Raw genomic sequence first — 18,737 nt, 5'->3', positions numbered from 1 at the left:
TGCGTAGGAAACGCGCCGTTTTACGGCGCGTTTCCTACGCAACTTCAGGGGGCGGGGCGGCGGAGGGAGCGGATCAGTTGGTGGTGCGGCGTGAACAGCCGCCGCACGCTGAGCTCGCCCGCCACCAACGCAGCGAAGGCGTTGCCGCCGAGCAGTAGGTACATCACCACCAACTGCAACCGGATGGCGTCGAGCGGCGAGGCCCCCGCCAGGATCATGCCGGTCATGGCCCCGGGCAACGCCACCAGCCCGACGACCTTGGTGTTGTCGACGATCGGGAGCATGCCGCTGCGCAGGGCACTGCGCATCCACGGCAGGGCCGCCTCCCGCGCCGTGTGGCCCAGCGACAGCCGCGCCTCGACCTCGCGGCGCTGCGATGCCAGCCCGTCGCGCAGGCTCGTCATCACCAGCGACGAGGTGACCATGGCGTTCGACAGCACCATCGAGCCCAGGGGCACCACGGCTCGGGCGACGGCGGGCACCACGTCGAGCAAGGTGAGCAGTCCGAGGGTGGCGCCCACCGCGGTGCCGATGCTGACGGCGGCCACCACCCGGGCGCCGGGCACGCCCTTGGCCCGGTTGCCGGTGGTCCACGTGGCCGTGGCCACCATCACCGCCAAGGCCACGAGCGTGAGCCCGCCGTGGCCGTCGAAGATGAACTCGAGCACGTAGCCCACGGCCAGCAGTTGGGCGAACGAACGCACCGTTGCCACGGCGATGTCGCCCTCCAGCCCCACCCGGCGCAGGCGCGACACGACGAGGCCGACGGCCACCAGGAACAGCGACAGCGCCACCTCGGGAAAGCCGATGGCCGCCGACAGGTCGGTCACGGCCTTCCCACTTCCACGACATGGTCGGCCAGGTCGGTGGCATGTCGAGGGTCGTGGGTGACCATGACCACCGTGAGCCCGTCGTCGGCCAGCGAGCGCACCAGCCGTTCCACGCCCGCCTTCGACGCTGGGTCGAGGGCGGAGGTGGGCTCGTCGAGCAACAAGACCTCGGGCTTGCGGGCCAGTGACCGGGCCAGCGCCATGCGCTGGGCTTCGCCCACCGACAGCCGGTCGGCCTCCCGCCCGGCCAGGTCGGGGTCGAGGCCCACTCGGGCCAACAACGAAACGTCGCCCACGTTGTCGGCCACCGTCCCCGGGAACGTCACCGGCACCTGGCCCACCAGTTGCACTCGGCGTCGCAACGACAGCACGTCGTAGTCGCGCACGTCGCGTCCTTCGAACAACACGACGCCTTCGTCGGGGTCGTCGAGGCGGTTGAGCAGCCGCAGCAGGGTCGACTTGCCTGCCCCTGACGGCCCCACGACGGCGGTCAGCCCGTCGGCCGGGACCTGCGCGCCGAAGCCCCGGAGCAGGGGACCGCTGTCGCCTTCGACGACGATGTCGCGCACCTCGAAGCGGTCCATCGACCGCATCTTCTCAGCGTCAGTCGCCCAACCGGTAGACGAAGGTTTGATCGGTGCTCTGGACCTGGTCGGGACCGTCGTCGTAGGCGCCCGAATAACGCGCTGTGGTGAACGCCGAGGGCACGACGGCCGTGCCCCGGCCCACCGGGGGGTGGGCACCGGGATGGACCTCGGCGTGGGTGGCGACGGCCTGGTTGAGCACTCGGTACGGGGCGACGAAGCGCACGGTGTCACGGGCCACGTCGACGTCGCCGACGACGCCTTCGAAGTAGGTGCTGCCCGCGGTGTCGACGAGGCCCATGTCGGCGTGGTTGGACCAGAAGGCGGCGGCCACGGTGGTGCGGCCGGACGCCTCGCGGTACAGGCGGAACCGGAAGCTGTCCTTTTCCCGCCGCAGGCTCACCTCGTAGTCGTGCGACGTCGGACGTCCACGGGTGAACGACGACAAGGGGGAGGCGGCCAGGTCGGCCAGCCGCACCTCGACGGTGACCGCCTCGTCGTCGGCGGTGACGTCGAGGTGGACGATGTCGACGACGGGGTCGCTCTGCCAGCGGGCCGGTGCCGTCTCGATGAGCGCGTCGCCCGAGCTGTCGTGCAACACCGGGTGCGCGGTCGAGTACGTGGGCTTGGTCGGGAACTCGCCAGGATGCACCGGCGCACCGGGTTGGCTGGGGTCGACCCGCGCCGGGACCTGGCCGCCGGAGGGTCGATCGAGGGCGGCGGGGGTCGTGGTCGTGGTCGTCGCCTCCCCGGCGTCGGCCCCGACCTCGACCGAGGCAGCGTCTTCCGTGCGCCCCTCGGTGGCCAGGCCCGTCTGCGCCGTCGGCTGCGGCCACGCCGCCACCGCCGCCACCATGGCGCCCGCGGCAGCGAGCACCGGCAACGTCCGGCGCCGGCGCAATGCCTTCGTGCGGGCGTGCACCCGAGCACGCACCTCGGGTTCCGGGCTGGGCGACGGCCACGTGGCCGCGTCCCACAGGTCAGCAGGCAAGGGATACCTCCTCGACGGGCGACCCCATCAGCTCCCGCAATCGGACAAGCCCTCGTGAGCAGTGCTGCTTGACCGCGGAGCGGGAGATGTCGAGGTGCTCGGCCACCTGCACTTCGGTCATGTCGGCCAGGAAGCGCAGCACGAGCACCTCACGCTGGCGGCGGGGAAGCCTGCGCAGGGCCGCGGCCAGCAGCACGCGGTCGTCGGGGTCGGTGAGCCGCGCTGTCACCTGCGCGCTCTGCACAGGCGGGCGGCGCTTGCGCAGTACGTCGACGGCCACGTTGGCGGTGACTCGCAACACCCAGGCGCGCTGATAGGGCAGGCCCCGGACGCGCTGCCACGACGCCGCCGTGCGGGCCAACGCCTCGCACGCCACCTCCTCGGCTTCGTGGCGGTTGCCGAGCACGCGCAAGGCGACGCCGAACGCGGGGACGTAGAGGTCGCGGAAGAGCTCGTCGAAGTGTTCGTGCGCCACTGCGGGGTTAATCGCAGCGGGGCGGGCAAAAAGGTCACACGATCTCGGGAAAACGGCCGCGGGCTCCGCAGAGCCCGCCCACTATCCTCGCCGCGATGGCCGAGAGCATCACGATCACGCTTCCCGACGGTTCCCAGCGCGAGCTGCCGCCGGGCGCCACCGCGGCCGACCTGGCGGCGTCGATCGGTCGAGGGCTGGCCAAGGCGGCGGTGGCGGCCATGGTCGACGACCGGCAGGTCGACCTCGACGCCCCGCTGCACGACGGGGCGCAGGTGGCCATCGTGACGGCAAGCACGCCGGAAGGCCGTTACGTCCTGCGGCACTCGACGGCGCACGTGATGGCCCAAGCCGTCCTGCAACTGTGGCCCGGCGCCAAGTTCGCCATCGGACCGCCCATCGAGGACGGCTTCTACTACGACTTCGAGTTGCCGGGTGGTGCGTCGTTCACCGACGACGACCTGGTGCGCATCGAAGGACGCATGCGCGAGATCGTCAAGGAAGGCCAGCCGTTCATCCGCGAGGAGCACTCCCGCGACGAGGGCCTCCATCTCTTCGCCGACCAGCCCTACAAACGCGAGATCATCGAAGGCGTCGACGAGTCGGAAGGCGCCGAGGGTGGCGTCGTCAGCGCCTATCGCAACACCCCGCAGTTCGTCGACCTGTGCCGCGGCCCCCACGTGCCGTCGACCGACCGGCTGGGCGCCTTCAAGCTCATGCGGGTGGCGGGCGCCTACTGGCGGGGCGACGAGCGCAACCCGCAGCTCCAGCGCATCTACGGCACGGCCTGGGAGTCGAAGCAGGCGCTCGACGACCACCTGCACCGGCTGGCCGAAGCCGAGCGCCGCGACCACCGCAAGCTGGGCGCCGAGCTCGACCTGTTCTCGTTCCCCGACGAACTGGGCGGCGGCCTGGCCGTGTGGCACCCCAAGGGCGCCCGGGTGCGGCGGATCGTCGAGGACTACTCACGCGACGAACACGACGCCAACGGCTACGAGCTGGCCTTCACCCCCCACATCGCCAAGTCGCTGTTGTGGGAGATCAGCGGGCACCTCGACTTCTACGCGGACGGCATGTACCCGCCCATGGAGATGGAGGGGGCGACCTACTACCCGAAGCCCATGAACTGCCCGTTCCACCTGCTCATCTACCGGAGCAGGCAGCGCTCCTACCGTGAGCTGCCGCTGCGCATCTTCGAGCTGGGCACCGTCTACCGCTTCGAGCGCTCGGGCGTGCTCCACGGCCTGTTGCGGGCGCGGGGCTTCACCCAGGACGACAGCCACATCTTCTGCACGCCCGACCAACTCGGCGACGAGCTGCAGTCGTTGCTCGACTTCGTGGTGCGCCTCCTGCGCACGTTCGGCTTCACCGAGTTCGAAGCGGCCCTGGCCACCAAGCCCGCTGAGAAATCGGTGGGCGAGCAGGCGGAATGGGACCGGGCCACCGATGCCCTCGAAGCTGCCATTAAGGCGGTGGGCCTGCCGTACGAGGTCGACGAAGGCGGCGGCGCCTTCTACGGCCCCAAGATCGACGTGCACGTGCGCGACGCCATCGGCCGCAAGTGGCAGCTTTCCACCCTGCAGGTCGACTTCCAGGAACCCGGCCGCTTCGGCATCGAGTTCACCGGCGCCGACAACCAGCGCCACCAGCCGATCATGATCCACCGGGCCCTGTTCGGCTCGGTGGAGCGGTTCTTCGGCATCCTCGTCGAGCACTACGCAGGCGCCTTCCCGGTGTGGCTGGCACCCGAGCAAGTGCGGGTGCTGCCCGTGCGCGACGACCACGACCCCTACGCCATCGCCATCGCCGACCGGCTGCGGGCCGAGGGCTTCCGGGCCGAGGCCAGCGACGCGGCCGAGCCGCTGGGCAGCCGCATCCGGCGCTCGAAGCTGGAGAAGATCCCCTACGTGCTGGTGGTAGGCGACGACGACGTGGCCAACGGCACCGCCGGGGTGAACGACCGGGCGGGCAACGTCGAGCGCGGCGTCAAGGTCGACGACTTCGCCGCTCGCCTGCGGGCCGAGGTCGACGCCCGCGTGCCGTCGTGAGCCTGGAGCGGCTCTGGGCAGGGTGGCGCAGCGAGTACGTCGGCTCGGTCGCCACCGAGGACAGTGGCGACGACTGCGTGCTGTGCCGGGTGCTGGCCGACGGCAGCCAGGTGGTGTGGCGCGACGAACGCACAGCCGCCGTGCTCAACGCCTTCCCCTATACGAGCGGGCACCTGTTGGTGATGCCGGTCGAGCACGTGGCCGAGCCTGCCGAGGTCGACGGCGCATCGTTCTGGGAGACGGTCACCGAGGCCGTGGCCGCCTTGCGCCGCGCCTACCGGCCCGACGGGCTCAACGTGGGGGCCAACCTGGGGCGCTCGGCCGGTGCCGGCGTGCCGGGCCACTTCCACGTGCACGTGCTGCCGCGCTGGAACGGCGACACCAACTTCATGACCACGGTGGCCGAGGCCCGGGTGCTGCCTGAGTCGCTGCCGACGACGCTCGACAAGGTGCGCGCCGCGTGGACCGGCGCCTAGCGTCGGCGGCGATGGTCGACGACGACTACCGCGACGAACTGCCCGCCGACCTCGACGTCACCGGTTACGTCGGGCCCTACCAGTTCCCCGACAACAACCGCCGCCGCATCCCCGGTGTGCTCTACCTCGTGGTCGCCGCGGCCTGCCTCGCCCTGTGGCTGACGGCGGGCGACGACGCCGTGCTGGTCAACGACGGGTTCCTGTGGGTGGGCGTGGCCTTGGCGGCCATCGGTGCCTACAACCTCACAGCGGGTTGGACGCTCAAGGTGCGAGAGACCGACGCCTTGGCCAAGGCGGCCACCGCCGTCGGGTTCCCGGTGGGTCATGCCTCGGCGCAACTCGGCTGGCGCGGCCTGCGCAGCCGCCCCACGTGGCGCATCCTGCTGTACTCGGCCGACGAGCCGCCCACCAAGCGAGGCCTCGTCCTGGTCGACGGCATCGACGGCGAGGTCGTGGGACACTTTGTCGAAGACAACCCGGAGGACTGGTCCGAGTACCAGTAAGAGAGGGAGGGACCATGAGCACCGACGACAGCACGGAGCGCGACGAGCTCGACGTGGAGCCCGAAGAGCTCAAGGACCTCGACCCGGTTGACGGTGGCGACGACGTCAAGGGCGGCGGGGGCAACACCTCCGGACGCTGCATGTGACATGACCGGCGACGACACCCCCGCAGAGGACGAAGCCCTCGAAGTCGACCCCGAGGAGATCAAGGATCTCGACGCCGCCGAGGAGGGCGACGACGTGAAGGGCGGCTTCCGCTCGATGGGCTGCCAGCTCTGACATGAGCGACGACGACCTCCCGGTCGAGGACGAAGCCCTCGAAGTCGACCCCGAGGAGATCAAGGATCTCGACGCCGCCGAGGAGGGCGACGACGTGAAGGGCGGCTTCCGCTCAGCGGGGTGCTACTTCTAGCCCGTCACCAATCCAGATCGTCCGTGGGCGCCGTAGGTGAGGCGTGCGCATGGACATCGAGGCCTACAAGCAGCGGACCGGCCGTCTCGACCTCGACGGCATCGACTTCGACGCCTTCCGCACGCAACCGCTCGACGAAGACGTGCTGCGCTGCCTGCGTTACATGCACGACGTGGAGTCGCACACCGTCTGCTACCTCCGCGACCTCCTGGCCACCCGGGCGCACCGCGACCCGGAGATGACCACGTTCCTCACGTTGTGGAACTTCGAGGAGCTGTGGCACGGCGAAGCGTTGGGCATGGTGCTGGCCGCCTCGGGCGAACCCTCGGGCGCCGAGCGCATCGGCCCCATGCGGCAGCGCCCGTTGTGGCGTGACCAACTGGCGTTGGCCGCCCACGGCTTCGGCTCCATGGTGGTGGGCGAGTCGTTCCTGGCCGTCCACATGACGTGGGGCGCGGTCAACGAGTGGACCACCCAAGCGGGCTACAGCCGAGTGGCAGCCCGGGCGGGCCACCCCGTGCTCAGCGAACTGCTGCGGCGCATCATGCGCCAAGAGGGCCGCCACATCGACTTCTACGCGGCGGAAGCGCACCGCCGCCTCGACGGCGACCGCAGGGCCCAGCGCCTCACCCGGGCCGCTCTGAAGCGGATGTGGGGACCGGTCGGCTCCGGAGTGATGCCTGCCGCCGAGGTCGACTTTCTCGTGCGCTACCTGTTCGGCGACGCCGACGGCCTGCAGGTGGCCCGGCGCATCGACCGGCGCATCGACGCCCTGCCGGGGCAGGCGGGCCTGCACCTCGTCGAGCGCGCCGTGGCGGGGGCGACGACAATTGCCCCATGCTCCGCAGACGACGACAGCCCGAGGGCGAGCAGTGGGCCCTGGCCACCGGCGAGTACGAGGGCCGGCCGATCATCACCCGCTTCGACCACGGGCTTCGCAAGCAGGCCGGCCGGAGCCGTCCCATCCGTGTCGGCGTCGCCGTCGAGGTGACAGCCCCCGACGAACGGGGCTTTCCGGCGGCGCCCGACGAAGGCGATCGGCTGGAGGCATTGGAGGAGCGGATCATCGAGATGGCAGCCGAGCATGCCGTGCTCGTGGGCGTCATCACCACCAACGGCACACGCGAATGGGTGCTCTACACCGACGCAGGCGAGTGGATCGAGCCCTTCCACCACGCCCTCGACGACGCCACGCCTGGCTACGACGTGCAGGTGTTCGCCGAGCACGACCCGGAGTGGAGCGTCTACACGGCGTTCGTCTGAGCCAACGCAGCGACCAAAGCCTCGACATCGCTGTCGTCGTTGTAGGTGTGGAACGAAGCTCGCAACAGTGGCCCCTCCATGTCGCGCGGCGCTCGGCTGGAGGGGATGAGCGACACCACGACCCCCGCCGCACGCAACTCGCGCCGGACGTCGGCGGGCTCGCGCCCCGGCACCGTGAAGGTGACGATGCCGGTGGGGGAGTCGAGGGGCTCGTGCACCTCGGCCACCTCGGCGATGCGAGCTCGCGCCCGTCGTCCCAGGGCGGAAATCTCGCCTGTCACGTACTCGACGCCGGCGGCGTGTAACTCCGCTACCGCGTTGGCCAGCCCGACCTGCCCGGCGTAGGTCGCTTCGTACTTGGCGAAGCGGGCGGCGCCGGGGGCGAAACCCGTCTCCCACGAGGCCGAGTCGAGGTCGGGGAAGCGGGGCGCCAGCCGATCGGCCCACTCGTCGGAGACGGCCACGAGGCCCACCCCTCGCGGCCCCCGCAACCACTTGCGCGACGTGCCCACCCAGGCCACGGCGCGCAGGCCGTGCACGGCGACATGGCCTGCGGCCTGGGCCACGTCGAGCACGACGGGAACGTCGCTCTGCACCGACTGCAGCACCCCGCGATGGCTCGGCACCGGCGAAGCCACCATCAGGTCGCAGTCGCCTGCTTGATCGACGGTGTCGACCTCGACCACAACCAGTTCGCCACGGGCGGCGGCGGCCTCCAGGTTCATGCGCGTCGAGCCGTACTCGGAGCGGAGCACCCCCACTCGGGCGCCGGGGCGGAAGGGGAAGGCGTCGAGCACCGAGGCCATGCCGCGCGTGGCGTTCTCGATCAACGCCACCTGGTCGCCGCGTAGGCCGAGCAGCGCCCCCAGCCCGTCCCGCAACCCGGCCACGACATCGGCCACTTCGGCCGCCGCCACCGAGGGGCCGACGGCGGCCTCCCGACGCAGGTGGGCGACCTGGGCGTCGAGGGTGGCCTGGGAGACGAGCGCCGCCGAAGCCGCCTCCAGGTGGATCACCTCGGGCGAGGCGAGGCCGTCGAGCTTCACGGCACGAACGACAGCGACAAGGCGAAATCGCCAGCGGCGTCGGTCCACCAGTTGCGCAGTTCGAGCCCCGCGTCGCCCAGTTCCTCGGCGACCCGCTCGCGCCGGAACTTGGTGCTGATCTCGGTGTGGAGGTCTTCGCCCGTCTCGAACGCCACATCCATGTCGAGGGCGGCCAGGCGCGCCGATTGCGCCGTCTGCGAACGCAGGCGCATCTCCACCCATTCGTTGTCGCCGTCCCAGCGGGCCACGTGGTCGAAGCGCTCGGGCAAGAAGTCGCCGTCGAGCTCGCGGTTGAGCACGTGCAGCACGTTGCGGTTGAACTCGGCGGTCACGCCTGCGCTGTCGTCGTAGGCGGCCACCAAGCGGGCCTCGTCCTTGGCCAGGTCGGTGCCCAACAGGAAGGCGTCGCCCGGCGCCATCGTGGTCAGCACGTCGGCGAGGAAGCGCTTCCGTTCAGTGGGTCGCAGGTTGCCGATGGTGCCGCCCAGGAACGCCACCAGCTTGCGGCCGCCCGCGGGGACGCACCCGAGGTGGCGCTCGAAGTCGCCCACCACGCCGTGCACGGAGACGCCCGGGTGGTCGGCCTCGATCGACTGGCCCGCTTCGCGCAAGGTGGCCTCGCTCACATCGAAGGGCACGTAACAACGGGCCTGCATGGCGTCGAGCAGCACGCGGGTCTTGGTGGAGGTGCCCGAGCCGAGCTCCACCAAGGTGTCGGCCCCCGCCGCGGCGGCGATGTCGCTCGCATGCACGGCGAGGATCTCTTGTTCGCACCGGGTGGGGTAGTACTCGGGGAGGCGGGTGATGTCGTCGAAGAGTCGCGATCCGCGCTCGTCGTAGAACCACTTGGGGGGCAGCCACTTGGGCGACGCCGTGAGCCCCCGCTGCACGTCCGCCCGCAACGCTTCGGCCATGTCGGTGGGGCCGAGGTGGACGTCGACTGTCATCGAGGACGGACGGAGAAGGCGCCCACTGCGGCCTCGACGATCGAGTTGTCGGGCACCGCCTCCCAGCCGGGTTCGTCGTCGAAGGGCTCCGACGCCACGATCACGCTGTCGTCGGTGCGGCGTGCGAACAGCGAGTTGCCGTAGGCGCTGGCCACGATCTGCCCGCCGTCGGTGATCAAGAGGTTGATGCGCGCCGTCGTCAGCCGGGTGACGGCGTCGATGACGTCGTCAAAGGCGTCGGCCAACGAGGCGCCCTTGTCGAGCAGGTCGAGCGTCATGGCGAAGAGGACTTCGGAGTCGGTGACGCCCTGAATTGTCGAGAGGAACTCGTCGCGCACCATGCGTCGCAGGGCCACGCCCACGCCCTCGAGGAAGTGGTCGACGGTGCCGTTGAGCGAGAACAGCCACTGGTCGTGCACGAAGGGGGCGTTGCCGCTCTCCTCCACGGGCAGGCCTTCGCTGGCGGCGCGTACGGCGGCCAGCACCGCCTCCGATGTGACGACGCCGGCGATGGAGGTGAACGAGCGGTCGGCCCACATCGGTGTGGGGGTGCGGAAGCGGGCGGGCTCACGACGGTGCTCGAAGGCGTACCAGCCCACGCCGAAGCCGTCGCCGTTGAAGCGGCCGTGCGACTGGTGGCGGGGTTCGAAGCTCTGGCGCCGCAACGACCACGGTTGGCTGATGACGAGGGCGTCGAGGGTGACGGGGGGTCCGAGGTAAGCGAGGTGGCGGCACATGGTCAGGCGTCCTGGGCGCAGCGAAAACCGGCGAAGACCTGGCGGCGGATGGGGTAGTCCCAGTTGCGAAAGGTGGTGCGCGCCGCGCTGGCATGGGTGGCCCACGACCCGCCCCGCAGCACCTTGTACTCAGGCCCGTAGAAGACCTCGGAGTACTCGCGGTAGGGGTAGGCGCGGAAGCCCGGGTAGGGGGCGAAGTCGGAGGCGGTCCACTCCCACACGTCGCCGACCATAGCCAGGCACCCGTAGGCGCTTTGACCAGCGGGGTAGGCGCCGACCGGCGCGGGGCCGAAGTGGCGCTGGCCCAGGTTGGCGTGGTCGGCGGTGGGGGCCTCGTCGCCCCACGGGTAGCGGCGCTTGGTGCCGGTGGCCGGGTCCCACGACGCCGCCTTCTCCCACTCGGCCTCCGTGAGCAGGCGCTTGCCGGTCCACCGTGCAAAGGCGTCGGCTTCGTACCAGCACACGTGTTGCACGGGCTGCTCCGGAGGCAGCGCCTCGGCGATGCCGAAACGAAGGCGCCCGCCTGCACCGTCCCAGAACTGCGGCATGGCCAGTCCCGCCTCCTGGCGCCACGCCCAGCCCGCGTCGCTCCACCAGCGGGGCTCGTCGTAGCCGCTGTCGGCCACGAACGCCGCATAGGCAGCGTTGGTGACCGGCGTCGTGTCGATGCGGAACGACGGCACGTCGACCTCGACGGAGGGCCGCTCGTTGTCGTAGGCCCACGCCCGGTCGTCGCTGCCCATGGGGAACGGGCCGCCCTCGACGAGCACGTCGTCGGGCCACGTGCGCGGCGGCGCGGCCGGCGGCGGCGGGGCCAACGGGCGGTACCCCTCGCCCGCCATGAGCTGGAGGGTGGCCAGCATCGTCTCGTCGTGCTGGTGCTCGTGCTGCACGACCATGGCGTAGAGGAAGCCGCCGTCGTCGAGCGGGGCATCGGCGAGCGCGTCGAGCACCCGTCCACGCACCTCGGCCAGGTAGCGACGGGCGGCGGCGGGGTTGAGCAGCGGCAGCGACGGGCGGTCGCGGCGCGGGTGGCGGAAGGCGTCGTAGACGTCGTCGTAGCGGGCGCCCACCCGCGACGGCAGCAACCACTGGTCCTCGTAGTTGCCGATGTGGGCCAGGTCCCATGCCAAGGGCGACATGAGTGGCGAGTGCTGGGCCACCAAGGCGGCCTCGGTCAGCGGGTCGAGCAGGTCGAGCGAGCGGCGACGAGCTTCGTGGAGGGCGTCGGCCAGCGTGTCGTGCAACGACATTCAGCCCACCCGCGCCAGTTCGTCGTCGGCCGGGCAGCGGCCTCGGGCCACGTAGCGCTCGACGAACTCCTCGGTGGCCGCCACTGTCGCCGCGTCGGCCCCCACGCGGGGGAGGGCGTCGAGGGCGGCGGCGAAGCAGGCCTGGGCCGCGGCGGCCAGACCCGGGTGCGACAAGGCCTGCTCGCCTGCCGCCCGCCACCACTCCGATCCCCGTTCGGCGGCGGCCCAGGCCACGGCGGCGGCGTCGTCGTCTTCGACCAAGGCAGTGGTGACGGCGGACGCCACCTGCCACCACGGGTCGGGCAGGGCGTCGAGCACGCGCAGTTCCAGCCAGCCTCGCGCCCGCACCGGCGGGAACAAGGTGGTGAGGTGGAAAGCGAGGTCGTCGCTGTCCGGCCACCCGAGCTCATGGCCGTGCTCGATCCACTGGCGGAAGGTGAGCGGCGTGGTGACGGCGAGGTAGGGCTCCGTTCGAATGATCATCACGCGGGCGTCGAGCACGTAGTCGGGCCAGTCGCCCCGGCACGGAGCGGTGCGGGTGGGGTCGATGTCCCACCACGTGGCCAGGCGGGCCGAGCGGGTGCCGTCGGCCCGCGGCGAGTTGGCGAAGGCGGCGCCGAGCACCGGGCTGATGCGGTGTACGAGGTCCCACCGCTCGGGCGGGCCGAGGTCGAGGTTCACCTGCAACGAGGCGGTGCTGCACATCATGAGCCGGCCGGCAGGACCGTCGGCGTCGAAGAACGCTTGCATGGCGTCGTATCGAGGCGAGTGCACCACTCGCCGCGGCGGACGGTGGTCGAGGCCGCGAGCTGTCACGTCGACGTGGGCCCGCAGCACGGCCAGGTCCGCCGACATGGCGGTCACCGCGGCGCCCACGCCTGCACACGGCGGGCCGCTCAGTTCGACCTGGCCACCGGGCTCGAAGGTGACCCGACTGCCGCCCGGGAACGTCATCGCCGCCAGCGCTTCACGATCGGGCGAGCCCGAGACCAGCAGCTCCAACTCAAGTCCGACGCGACCGTCGCCCGTTGCCGTCAGGCAGCGCTCGACGATCCAGTCGCGAGCACTGGCGACGGTGAGGCGCGATCTCGGCCCAGGCACGCTTCGACCGTAGTTTGCCTGCCTGGGCTCTGGGGCAACGTCGCTGGCCCATGGATGCCATCGCTGCCGACGCCCTGGGCCGGCGCAGCTGCGCCCCGGCTAAGCAGAGGCGGGCTCCAAGACGCTTTCGGTCGAGCACGTGCCGGCCAACGGCATGCTGCGGGGCTAAGGAGTTGCGCGGATAGGTCACCCGCCGCACGCCGTAGGTCGTTCTCGACGGCCTGCGGCCGCCGAGACAGGCGCTGTGCTCACTGGTCGCCTCGCCTATCGGCTCGGCTCCTAAACGCGGTTTTTGTGCAGTCCGGCATATGGGAAGGACCGGGACATGGAGAGTGCCGGAACTACCCCGCACGTTGCCGTCAGCGCCCCCGATCTCGTTGAAGTTGTGCAGGACCCGGGGCCGTACGCCACGGTGTACCTGACGACCGAGGCCGGGATCGACAACGCCGCCCAGCGCAACGAGCGACGTTGGCGCCAAGTGCGCGACGAGCTGGCTGGCCAAGGTGCGCCCGAGAGCCTGCTCGAACAGATTGACGGGCTGGTGCCCGACGCGCACCGCGAGGGCCAGTCGCTGGCCGTGGTGGGCACCGAGCAGGGCGTGCTCCATGTTGAGCACCATCCCGAGGTGCTCAAGCACGACAACGGGCGCTGGGCGGCCCTGCCCTCGCTGGTGCCGCTGTTGGAGTGGCGGCAGATGTCGCCGCCGCACGTGGCCGTGCTGGCCGACCGCAGCGGCGCCGACATCATCGGCTTCCGGCGAGAGTTGCCCGACCTCTATCGGGAGGCCGGGACGGGCAACAAGGACGCCGTGCACAAGGTGCAAGCCGGCGGCTGGTCGCAGCGCCGTTACCACGAGCGGGCCGAGAACACCTGGGAGGAGAACGCCGAGGCCGCCGCGGCCGAGGTCACCAAGCTGGTCGAGCGCATCGGCGCCCGGCTGGTGGTGGCGGCGGGCGACACACGAGCGCTCACGGTGCTGCGTGAGGCGCTGCCGCGCGAGGTGCTCGACATGCTCGTGGAGGTCGACGGCGGGCGCGGCGCAGATGGGTCCGACGAGGAGTTCTCGGTCGGGGTGGCTCGTGCGGTGGCCACCGCAGTGGCGAGCGACACGGTGGCCATCGTGGAGAAGTTCCGCGAGGAGCTGGGCCAAGGCGACCGGGCGTGCGACGGGCCGGCGCGCACCATCGAGGCGCTGCGCCAGGGCCAGGTCGAGGTCCTGTTGATCAACGACGACCTGGAGTCCGACCGCACCGCCTGGTTCGGCGACGGCCCCACCATGCTCGGCTTGTCGGCCGACGACGTGCGCGGCCTGGGCGCCGAGCACGTGCAGGAGGCGCGGCTGCACGACGTGCTCGTGCGGGCTGCGCTCGGAACCAGTGCCGGCATCAGGGTGGTGCCGCACGGCGCAGGCCCCGCCGACGGCATCGGCGCCGTCCTCCGCTGGTCTTGACGCCGCGCACGCCGAGCGCCTTCAAGGCGATCGTTGTGGCCTGGCCGCTGTTCGTGGCGTGGATCGTGGAGCGCTACTTCACATTCACGGACCAGGGGGGCTCTGCGCTGGCCCTGGCCCTGGCCCTGGCCGTGGGGCCCGGGTTGGCGCTGTCGGGTTACGTCTTGCTCCGCCCTCGTCGCCACCTCGTGGTCGCCCGGGTCGTGAGCATCGTCGGGTCGGTGCCGGCCGCGGTGTACGCAACCCTGGAGACAACAACGTATGACTGCCGGATCGACGCCTTGTGCGGGACCTCCTACGGTTTCGTGCCGCTGTCGGAGTGGTTCTTGTACGGAGTGGTCGTGGCCCTGTACACGAGCGGCAGAATTGAGCGATGTGGAGGATCGAGGCTGCTGAGGCGGAAGCCGACCAAGCCCGTGCCGCCGGAGGACTGACGGCGGCAGGCCTGGTTGCCGGCGACCGCGTCGCCTTCGCCCTCAACGCCTCGCCGCGTTACCTCAACGCCATCCTCGGTGCCCTGCGCATCGGGGTGGTGCCGGTGCTGCTCAACTCGGCCCTGTTGCCTACCGAGCGGCAACTGGTGGTCGACGACGCCGAGCCGTCGTTGGTGGTCGACGACGAGGGTGCACTGGCCGCCCTCTACGAGGCCGCACCGGTCCCCTTGGCCGACGTGCCGTTGACGAGGCCCATGCACTACACGTCGGGCACGTCGGGCCGCCCCAAGGGCGTGTGGGCGGGCGTGCTCGACGAGGACGATGCCGCCGCCATGTTCCGTGACGAGGCCGACGTGTGGGGCTTCAGCGCCGACGACGTGCACCTGGTGTGCTCGCCGTTGCACCACTCGGCGTCGGTTCGCTTCGCCACCTCGGCGTTGCTGCGGGGCGGCTCGGTCGTGCTGCTCGAGCGCTTCGACGCCGACCAGGCCCGCCGAGCGCTGGCCGACGAGGGCGTGACGACCACGTTCATGGTGCCCGTCCACCTGCACCGGCTGGGCCGGGACGTCAGCGCGCCGACGCTGCGCCTGCTGGCGCACGCGGGCGCCCCCTGCCCGGCGCCGCTGAAGCGCCGGGCCATCGACATGTTCCCGGTCGGCACCGTCTGGGAGTTCTATGGCGCCACCGAGGGCCAGTTCACCTACTGCTCGTCGGCGGAATGGGAGGAGCGCCCCGGCACCGTGGGGCGGGCCCGCCCGCGCCGGCGGTTGGAAGTGGACGACGACGGCGTGATCTGGTGCCATGCGCCGCCTTACGCGCGCTTCGAGTACTGGCGAGACCCGGAACGCACGGCGGCGGCGTGGCGGGGCGACGCCTTCACCGTGGGCGACCTCGGCAGGCTCGACGACGACGGCTACCTGTTCTTCGACGGCCGCCGCGACGACCTGGTGATCACCGGCGGGGTGAACGTCTACCCGGCCGAGGTGGAGGCCGCCATCGCCACGCTGCCCGGCGTCGAACAGGTGGCGGTGTTCGGTGTGGAAGACGAGCAGTGGGGCCACCGGGTGTGTGCCGCCGTGGTGGGCGACGTGCGCCTCCACGAGGTCATGGCCCATGCCCGCGCCCACCTGGCGGGCTACAAGTGCCCCAAGGACGTGTACGTGGTGGATTCGTTGCCCGTGACGAGCACCGGCAAGGTGCGCCGCACCGCCATTGCCGAGGCACTCGGCATCGCCTGATTTCGGACGACGCGGCATCAACGGGACGAATAGGTCTAGGGTCCCGACCTTCATCCTGACTACCGCTTGGGGGGAACCATGCGAAAAGTCGTCCTGCTCATCGCAGCCTTGTTGGCCGCTTGTCTCGTAGCCGTTGTACCGACGCCGCCTCCTGCCGCAGCCCATACGGCGAATTACCCGATCGTCCTCATCCCCGGCTGGCACGGGGCAGCATCGACCTTCAACGAGATGATCCCCAAGCTCCAGGCCCAGGGATTGACGGTCCTCGACTTCGACAGCGCCACCCCCGGCACCCAGGCCCTCGGCTACGCGCCGACCGCTGCGGGCCAGCACATCTCCTACGTCGCTGGCAAGGTCGTGGAAGAGAAGATCCAAGCGGCACTCGCCGCCAACGGCTACGCCGCCACGCAGAACATCGACATCGTGGCCCACTCCATGGGCGGCCTCGTCTCCCGGTTCCTCATCGAGCAACCCGGTGCCGACGTCGACTACTGGTCCACCACCTCCGGTTGGTACGGCGACGGCGTGGCCGACGTGCGCACCGACTGGGCGTCGCGGGTCGACGACCTCATCATGTTGGGCACCCCCAACCACGGCACCTGGGAGGGCTGGGTCCCCGGCACGCTCGGCGGCTTCGGCAACTGGAACGCCACCGGCGGCGACATGGCCCCCAACTCCAAGTTCCTCACCCGCATGGGCTATGCCGAGAAGGCGGGTGAGTACTACAAGACCATCGGCGGCGACCCCTGGTACCTCCAGTGGCTGCAGTACGACTACAACGGCGACGGCGTGCAGAACGGCTTCGACGGGGTCGTCCCCGCCGAGTCGCCGTTCCTCACCGGCTCCGACCAGACACTGGTGGACTTCCACCACGGCGAGCTCGTCACCGCCGACCAGCCCCTCGACCTCGTCATCGGCCACCTGGGCTACACGTCGAGCCAGACCGGCATCGGCCAGGCCAACCTGGCCGGATCGGCCAGCGTGAAGCTCGAACTGGCCAACATCGTGCAGGACCACGACGGCGGCACCACCGACGAGTTCCGCTTCGACGTGTACGCCGACACCAACGGCAACAACGACGGCTACACGTTCCTCAACACCATCAACTACGACCGGGATGCGCCGTTCTCACAGAACTGGGGCAACAGCGGGCCGTCGTCGGTGAGCGTCAACCTGCCCGGCACCAGCCCCCGCATGGACATCAAGCTCGAGGTGTGGGAGTCCGATCCGTTCGGCGCCCGTGAGTACGTCAGCACCGTCTACTTCACCGACCTCATGCTGAGCGACGACCTCGACGGCATGGACTACTACACGAAGACGGCAGCCGACTCCAAGGGTGGCACCAACACCTTCCGCCTGTCGCTCAACGGCGCCACCAGCCGGGTGGGCGAGACGAGGATGGTGACCTTCGGCTTCGACAAGGCGCTCATCCAGAGCACGCTGGAGCCCTGCTGCAACGCCGAAGCGCAGTTCACCCTGCATGCGGGTCGCGACGGCTACGCGGGGACGTTCTACCGGGGCTCGCCGGAGGACGGTTCGCACTATTCCCGCTCCGGCAACACCTACGCCAACATCGGTACAGACGCCAAGACAAACGGCGTGGTGGAATCCGAGGTGGTGTGGCGGGGCCGCATGCTGAAAAGCGCCACGTGGCGCTTCGACGCCGAGTACTTCGACGACGACGGCGGTTGGTCGTCGCGTGACTCGGGTGGCATGTACTACGCCACCGGCAACGTCGGCTCCATGGCTTCGGGCCGCACCAACTGGACCGGTACTGCGCAATCGGCGTGGGACATCTGGTTCTACACCGTGGCAGAGGCGTAACCCTTCACGACGTCGAAGACCAGTGGTACGGCTCGAGATGAGGGCCGTACCACTGGCGCGACGCACGCCGATGGCGCACCATTGAAAAAAAGCAAGAAAAAACCGACACGAATCTCGCTCTCCGACGTAATTACTTCCGGAGGCGCCTACCAGCGTTTTCCGGCTACGGGGGGAGTTGCCGATGTTCGAGCTCTCCGGTGTGGTGCAGTGAGCAACACAACAGGGGGGCCGGCTGCAACGTCTGAACAGGACGTCGTAGGTGACCCGGGGGTAATCGCAATCTTTCGTCGCAACACTCCGCTGCATCGCGCAGTCCCTTGTCGATGCATCCGTCGTCGTCGTCCGACGTCGACGTTTCCGACCCCCTCGCGGGGGTCGTTGCGACCAAGGAGAAATCAGTGAAGATTCGTAAGCTTCGTCTGCTCGCAGTACCGGTGGCGGCCGCCGTCATGATGTTGAGCGGCATGTCGCCCGCCGACGCTGCCGGCAGCGGCGCTGTCACAGGCACCGTCAACAGCAGCCCCGGCGTGCCCTTGGCGCCTCTGGTCACGACCACAAGCAACGTGTCGTTCTCGTCGACCGCCATCCTAGGCACCATCGAGGTGGGCGTCTGTGTGTACGCCGGCACGATCAATGTGACCGCCAGCGCGACAGCCACCGACACCAACGCCTATGGCAGTGGTCCTATCACCGCCCTGAACGGCAGCGGCACCACGGGGCCCGTCAGCATCACAGTCGCCCTCGCTGCGCCGACGCTGGTCGTCGCCACACTTCCCACAGTCGGCAACGTTGGCGAGAACACATTCGTCCGCGTTGGCACGCACGTGGGTGTGGTGCTCGGGCTGCGGGTGACAATCACCGGCCCCACGGGATCCTGCACCGCCCGTGTGACAGCAGTCGTCGAGGCCGAGTTCATCCCCACGACCACAAATGGGACGCACATCACCGGCGCCCTGTTCGTGGGTTCCTTTAGCACCGCGCCGTAACCACTGACTGAGGAGAAACATGGCGGTTGACGACCCGGGCTCTGGTCCGGCGCAAAGAGTCCTACCGCCTGCCCCCCGGGAGCGTTCGCTCTCGGGGGGCCTCCTCGCGTCCCGGCGTCGGGTGATGACGTACATCGTGCTG

Annotated in this window: 22 protein-coding genes; 13 read left to right on the top strand and 9 right to left on the bottom strand. The window is 70.1% G+C overall.

Translation table 11 applies throughout. From position 1 onward, the window contains the following. Positions 1 to 44: 44 nt before the first annotated feature. From fetB to VM938_01360, 4 genes are read right to left on the bottom strand one after another with little or no spacing between them, the layout of a single operon-like run. Positions 45 to 830: an iron export ABC transporter permease subunit FetB gene (gene fetB, locus VM938_01375; protein HVF73671.1), complete on the bottom strand. Its 786-nt coding sequence runs from the start codon at positions 828 to 830 to the stop codon at positions 45 to 47. After that, the gene (locus VM938_01370; GenBank protein ID HVF73670.1) at positions 827 to 1,414 is read right to left on the bottom strand and encodes an ATP-binding cassette domain-containing protein; all 588 of its coding nucleotides are present in this window, start codon (positions 1,412 to 1,414) and stop codon (positions 827 to 829) included. The genes fetB and VM938_01370 overlap by 4 nt, the downstream gene beginning before the upstream one ends. Before the next feature lie 19 nt (positions 1,415 to 1,433). Then, positions 1,434 to 2,405: a hypothetical protein gene (locus tag VM938_01365; protein ID HVF73669.1), complete on the bottom strand. Its 972-nt coding sequence runs from the start codon at positions 2,403 to 2,405 to the stop codon at positions 1,434 to 1,436. Then, positions 2,395 to 2,880, bottom strand: a complete 486-nt coding sequence (locus VM938_01360; protein HVF73668.1) for a sigma-70 family RNA polymerase sigma factor — start codon at positions 2,878 to 2,880, stop codon at positions 2,395 to 2,397. Before VM938_01360 ends, VM938_01365 begins: the two co-directional genes overlap by 11 nt. Positions 2,881 to 2,975: 95 nt before the next feature. On the opposite strand from VM938_01360, the gene thrS reads away from it, so the two are divergent. From thrS to VM938_01320, 8 genes are read left to right on the top strand one after another with little or no spacing between them, the layout of a single operon-like run. Further along, positions 2,976 to 4,925: a threonine--tRNA ligase gene (gene thrS, locus VM938_01355; protein HVF73667.1), complete on the top strand. Its 1,950-nt coding sequence runs from the start codon at positions 2,976 to 2,978 to the stop codon at positions 4,923 to 4,925. After that, on the top strand, positions 4,922 to 5,401 hold the full coding sequence (locus tag VM938_01350; GenBank protein HVF73666.1) for an HIT domain-containing protein: 480 nt from the start codon (positions 4,922 to 4,924) through the stop codon (positions 5,399 to 5,401). The genes thrS and VM938_01350 overlap by 4 nt, the downstream gene beginning before the upstream one ends. Continuing rightward, positions 5,386 to 5,904: a hypothetical protein gene (locus tag VM938_01345; protein ID HVF73665.1), complete on the top strand. Its 519-nt coding sequence runs from the start codon at positions 5,386 to 5,388 to the stop codon at positions 5,902 to 5,904. Before VM938_01350 ends, VM938_01345 begins: the two co-directional genes overlap by 16 nt. A gap of 14 nt (positions 5,905 to 5,918) precedes the next feature. Then, positions 5,919 to 6,050 carry a hypothetical protein gene (locus VM938_01340; GenBank protein HVF73664.1) on the top strand — a complete coding sequence of 44 codons (132 nt, stop codon included), beginning with the start codon at positions 5,919 to 5,921 and terminating at the stop codon, positions 6,048 to 6,050. Position 6,051: 1 nt separating this feature from the next. Further along, complete coding sequence (locus VM938_01335; GenBank protein HVF73663.1) at positions 6,052 to 6,183, top strand: hypothetical protein; 132 nt, start codon at positions 6,052 to 6,054, stop codon at positions 6,181 to 6,183. A 1-nt stretch (position 6,184) separates the two neighbouring features. Beyond that, positions 6,185 to 6,316, top strand: coding sequence for a hypothetical protein (locus tag VM938_01330; GenBank protein HVF73662.1), 132 nt, complete (start codon positions 6,185 to 6,187; stop codon positions 6,314 to 6,316). 43 nt (positions 6,317 to 6,359) lie between these two features. Beyond that, positions 6,360 to 7,307 (top strand): hypothetical protein, encoded by a 948-nt coding sequence (locus VM938_01325; protein ID HVF73661.1) that lies wholly within the window; start codon positions 6,360 to 6,362, stop codon positions 7,305 to 7,307. Then, on the top strand, positions 7,196 to 7,579 hold the full coding sequence (locus VM938_01320; protein ID HVF73660.1) for a DUF695 domain-containing protein: 384 nt from the start codon (positions 7,196 to 7,198) through the stop codon (positions 7,577 to 7,579). The genes VM938_01325 and VM938_01320 overlap by 112 nt, the downstream gene beginning before the upstream one ends. Here VM938_01320 and VM938_01315 read toward each other — a convergent pair. From VM938_01315 to VM938_01295, 5 genes are read right to left on the bottom strand one after another with little or no spacing between them, the layout of a single operon-like run. Beyond that, positions 7,561 to 8,625 carry an aminotransferase class V-fold PLP-dependent enzyme gene (locus tag VM938_01315; GenBank protein HVF73659.1) on the bottom strand — a complete coding sequence of 355 codons (1,065 nt, stop codon included), beginning with the start codon at positions 8,623 to 8,625 and terminating at the stop codon, positions 7,561 to 7,563. The two genes, VM938_01320 and VM938_01315, sit on opposite strands and share 19 nt — an antisense overlap. Beyond that, complete coding sequence (egtD, locus tag VM938_01310) at positions 8,622 to 9,572, bottom strand: L-histidine N(alpha)-methyltransferase (GenBank protein ID HVF73658.1); 951 nt, start codon at positions 9,570 to 9,572, stop codon at positions 8,622 to 8,624. The genes VM938_01315 and egtD overlap by 4 nt, the downstream gene beginning before the upstream one ends. Further along, positions 9,569 to 10,309 (bottom strand): ergothioneine biosynthesis protein EgtC, encoded by a 741-nt coding sequence (egtC, locus tag VM938_01305; GenBank protein ID HVF73657.1) that lies wholly within the window; start codon positions 10,307 to 10,309, stop codon positions 9,569 to 9,571. The genes egtD and egtC overlap by 4 nt, the downstream gene beginning before the upstream one ends. 2 nt (positions 10,310 to 10,311) lie before the next feature. After that, a complete protein-coding gene (gene egtB / locus VM938_01300) occupies positions 10,312 to 11,562 on the bottom strand; it encodes an ergothioneine biosynthesis protein EgtB (GenBank protein HVF73656.1) in 1,251 nt (416 codons plus the stop codon). Then, the gene (locus VM938_01295; protein HVF73655.1) at positions 11,563 to 12,663 is read right to left on the bottom strand and encodes a glutamate-cysteine ligase family protein; all 1,101 of its coding nucleotides are present in this window, start codon (positions 12,661 to 12,663) and stop codon (positions 11,563 to 11,565) included. A 325-nt stretch (positions 12,664 to 12,988) separates the two neighbouring features. Here VM938_01295 and VM938_01290 point away from each other — a divergent pair, with 325 nt between their 5' ends. From VM938_01290 to VM938_01270, 5 genes are all read left to right on the top strand, one after another. Further along, a complete protein-coding gene (locus tag VM938_01290; protein ID HVF73654.1) occupies positions 12,989 to 14,113 on the top strand; it encodes a Vms1/Ankzf1 family peptidyl-tRNA hydrolase in 1,125 nt (374 codons plus the stop codon). Then, positions 14,110 to 14,547, top strand: a complete 438-nt coding sequence (locus VM938_01285; GenBank protein ID HVF73653.1) for a hypothetical protein — start codon at positions 14,110 to 14,112, stop codon at positions 14,545 to 14,547. Before VM938_01290 ends, VM938_01285 begins: the two co-directional genes overlap by 4 nt. Beyond that, positions 14,487 to 15,785 carry an AMP-binding protein gene (locus tag VM938_01280; GenBank protein HVF73652.1) on the top strand — a complete coding sequence of 433 codons (1,299 nt, stop codon included), beginning with the start codon at positions 14,487 to 14,489 and terminating at the stop codon, positions 15,783 to 15,785. The genes VM938_01285 and VM938_01280 overlap by 61 nt, the downstream gene beginning before the upstream one ends. Positions 15,786 to 15,863: 78 nt before the next feature. Further along, entirely contained in the window at positions 15,864 to 17,609 is a 1,746-nt protein-coding gene (locus VM938_01275) for a hypothetical protein (protein ID HVF73651.1), read from the top strand. Positions 17,610 to 18,007: 398 nt separating this feature from the next. After that, positions 18,008 to 18,595 (top strand): hypothetical protein, encoded by a 588-nt coding sequence (locus tag VM938_01270; protein HVF73650.1) that lies wholly within the window; start codon positions 18,008 to 18,010, stop codon positions 18,593 to 18,595. Positions 18,596 to 18,737: the final 142 nt, after the last annotated feature.

This window comes from Acidimicrobiales bacterium (genome assembly GCA_035536915.1).
GTDB lineage: Bacteria > Actinomycetota > Acidimicrobiia > Acidimicrobiales > JAHWLA01 > JAHWLA01.
Note: the sequence above shows the minus strand (reverse complement) of the source record. Positions and strands in the feature narration are given on the sequence as shown.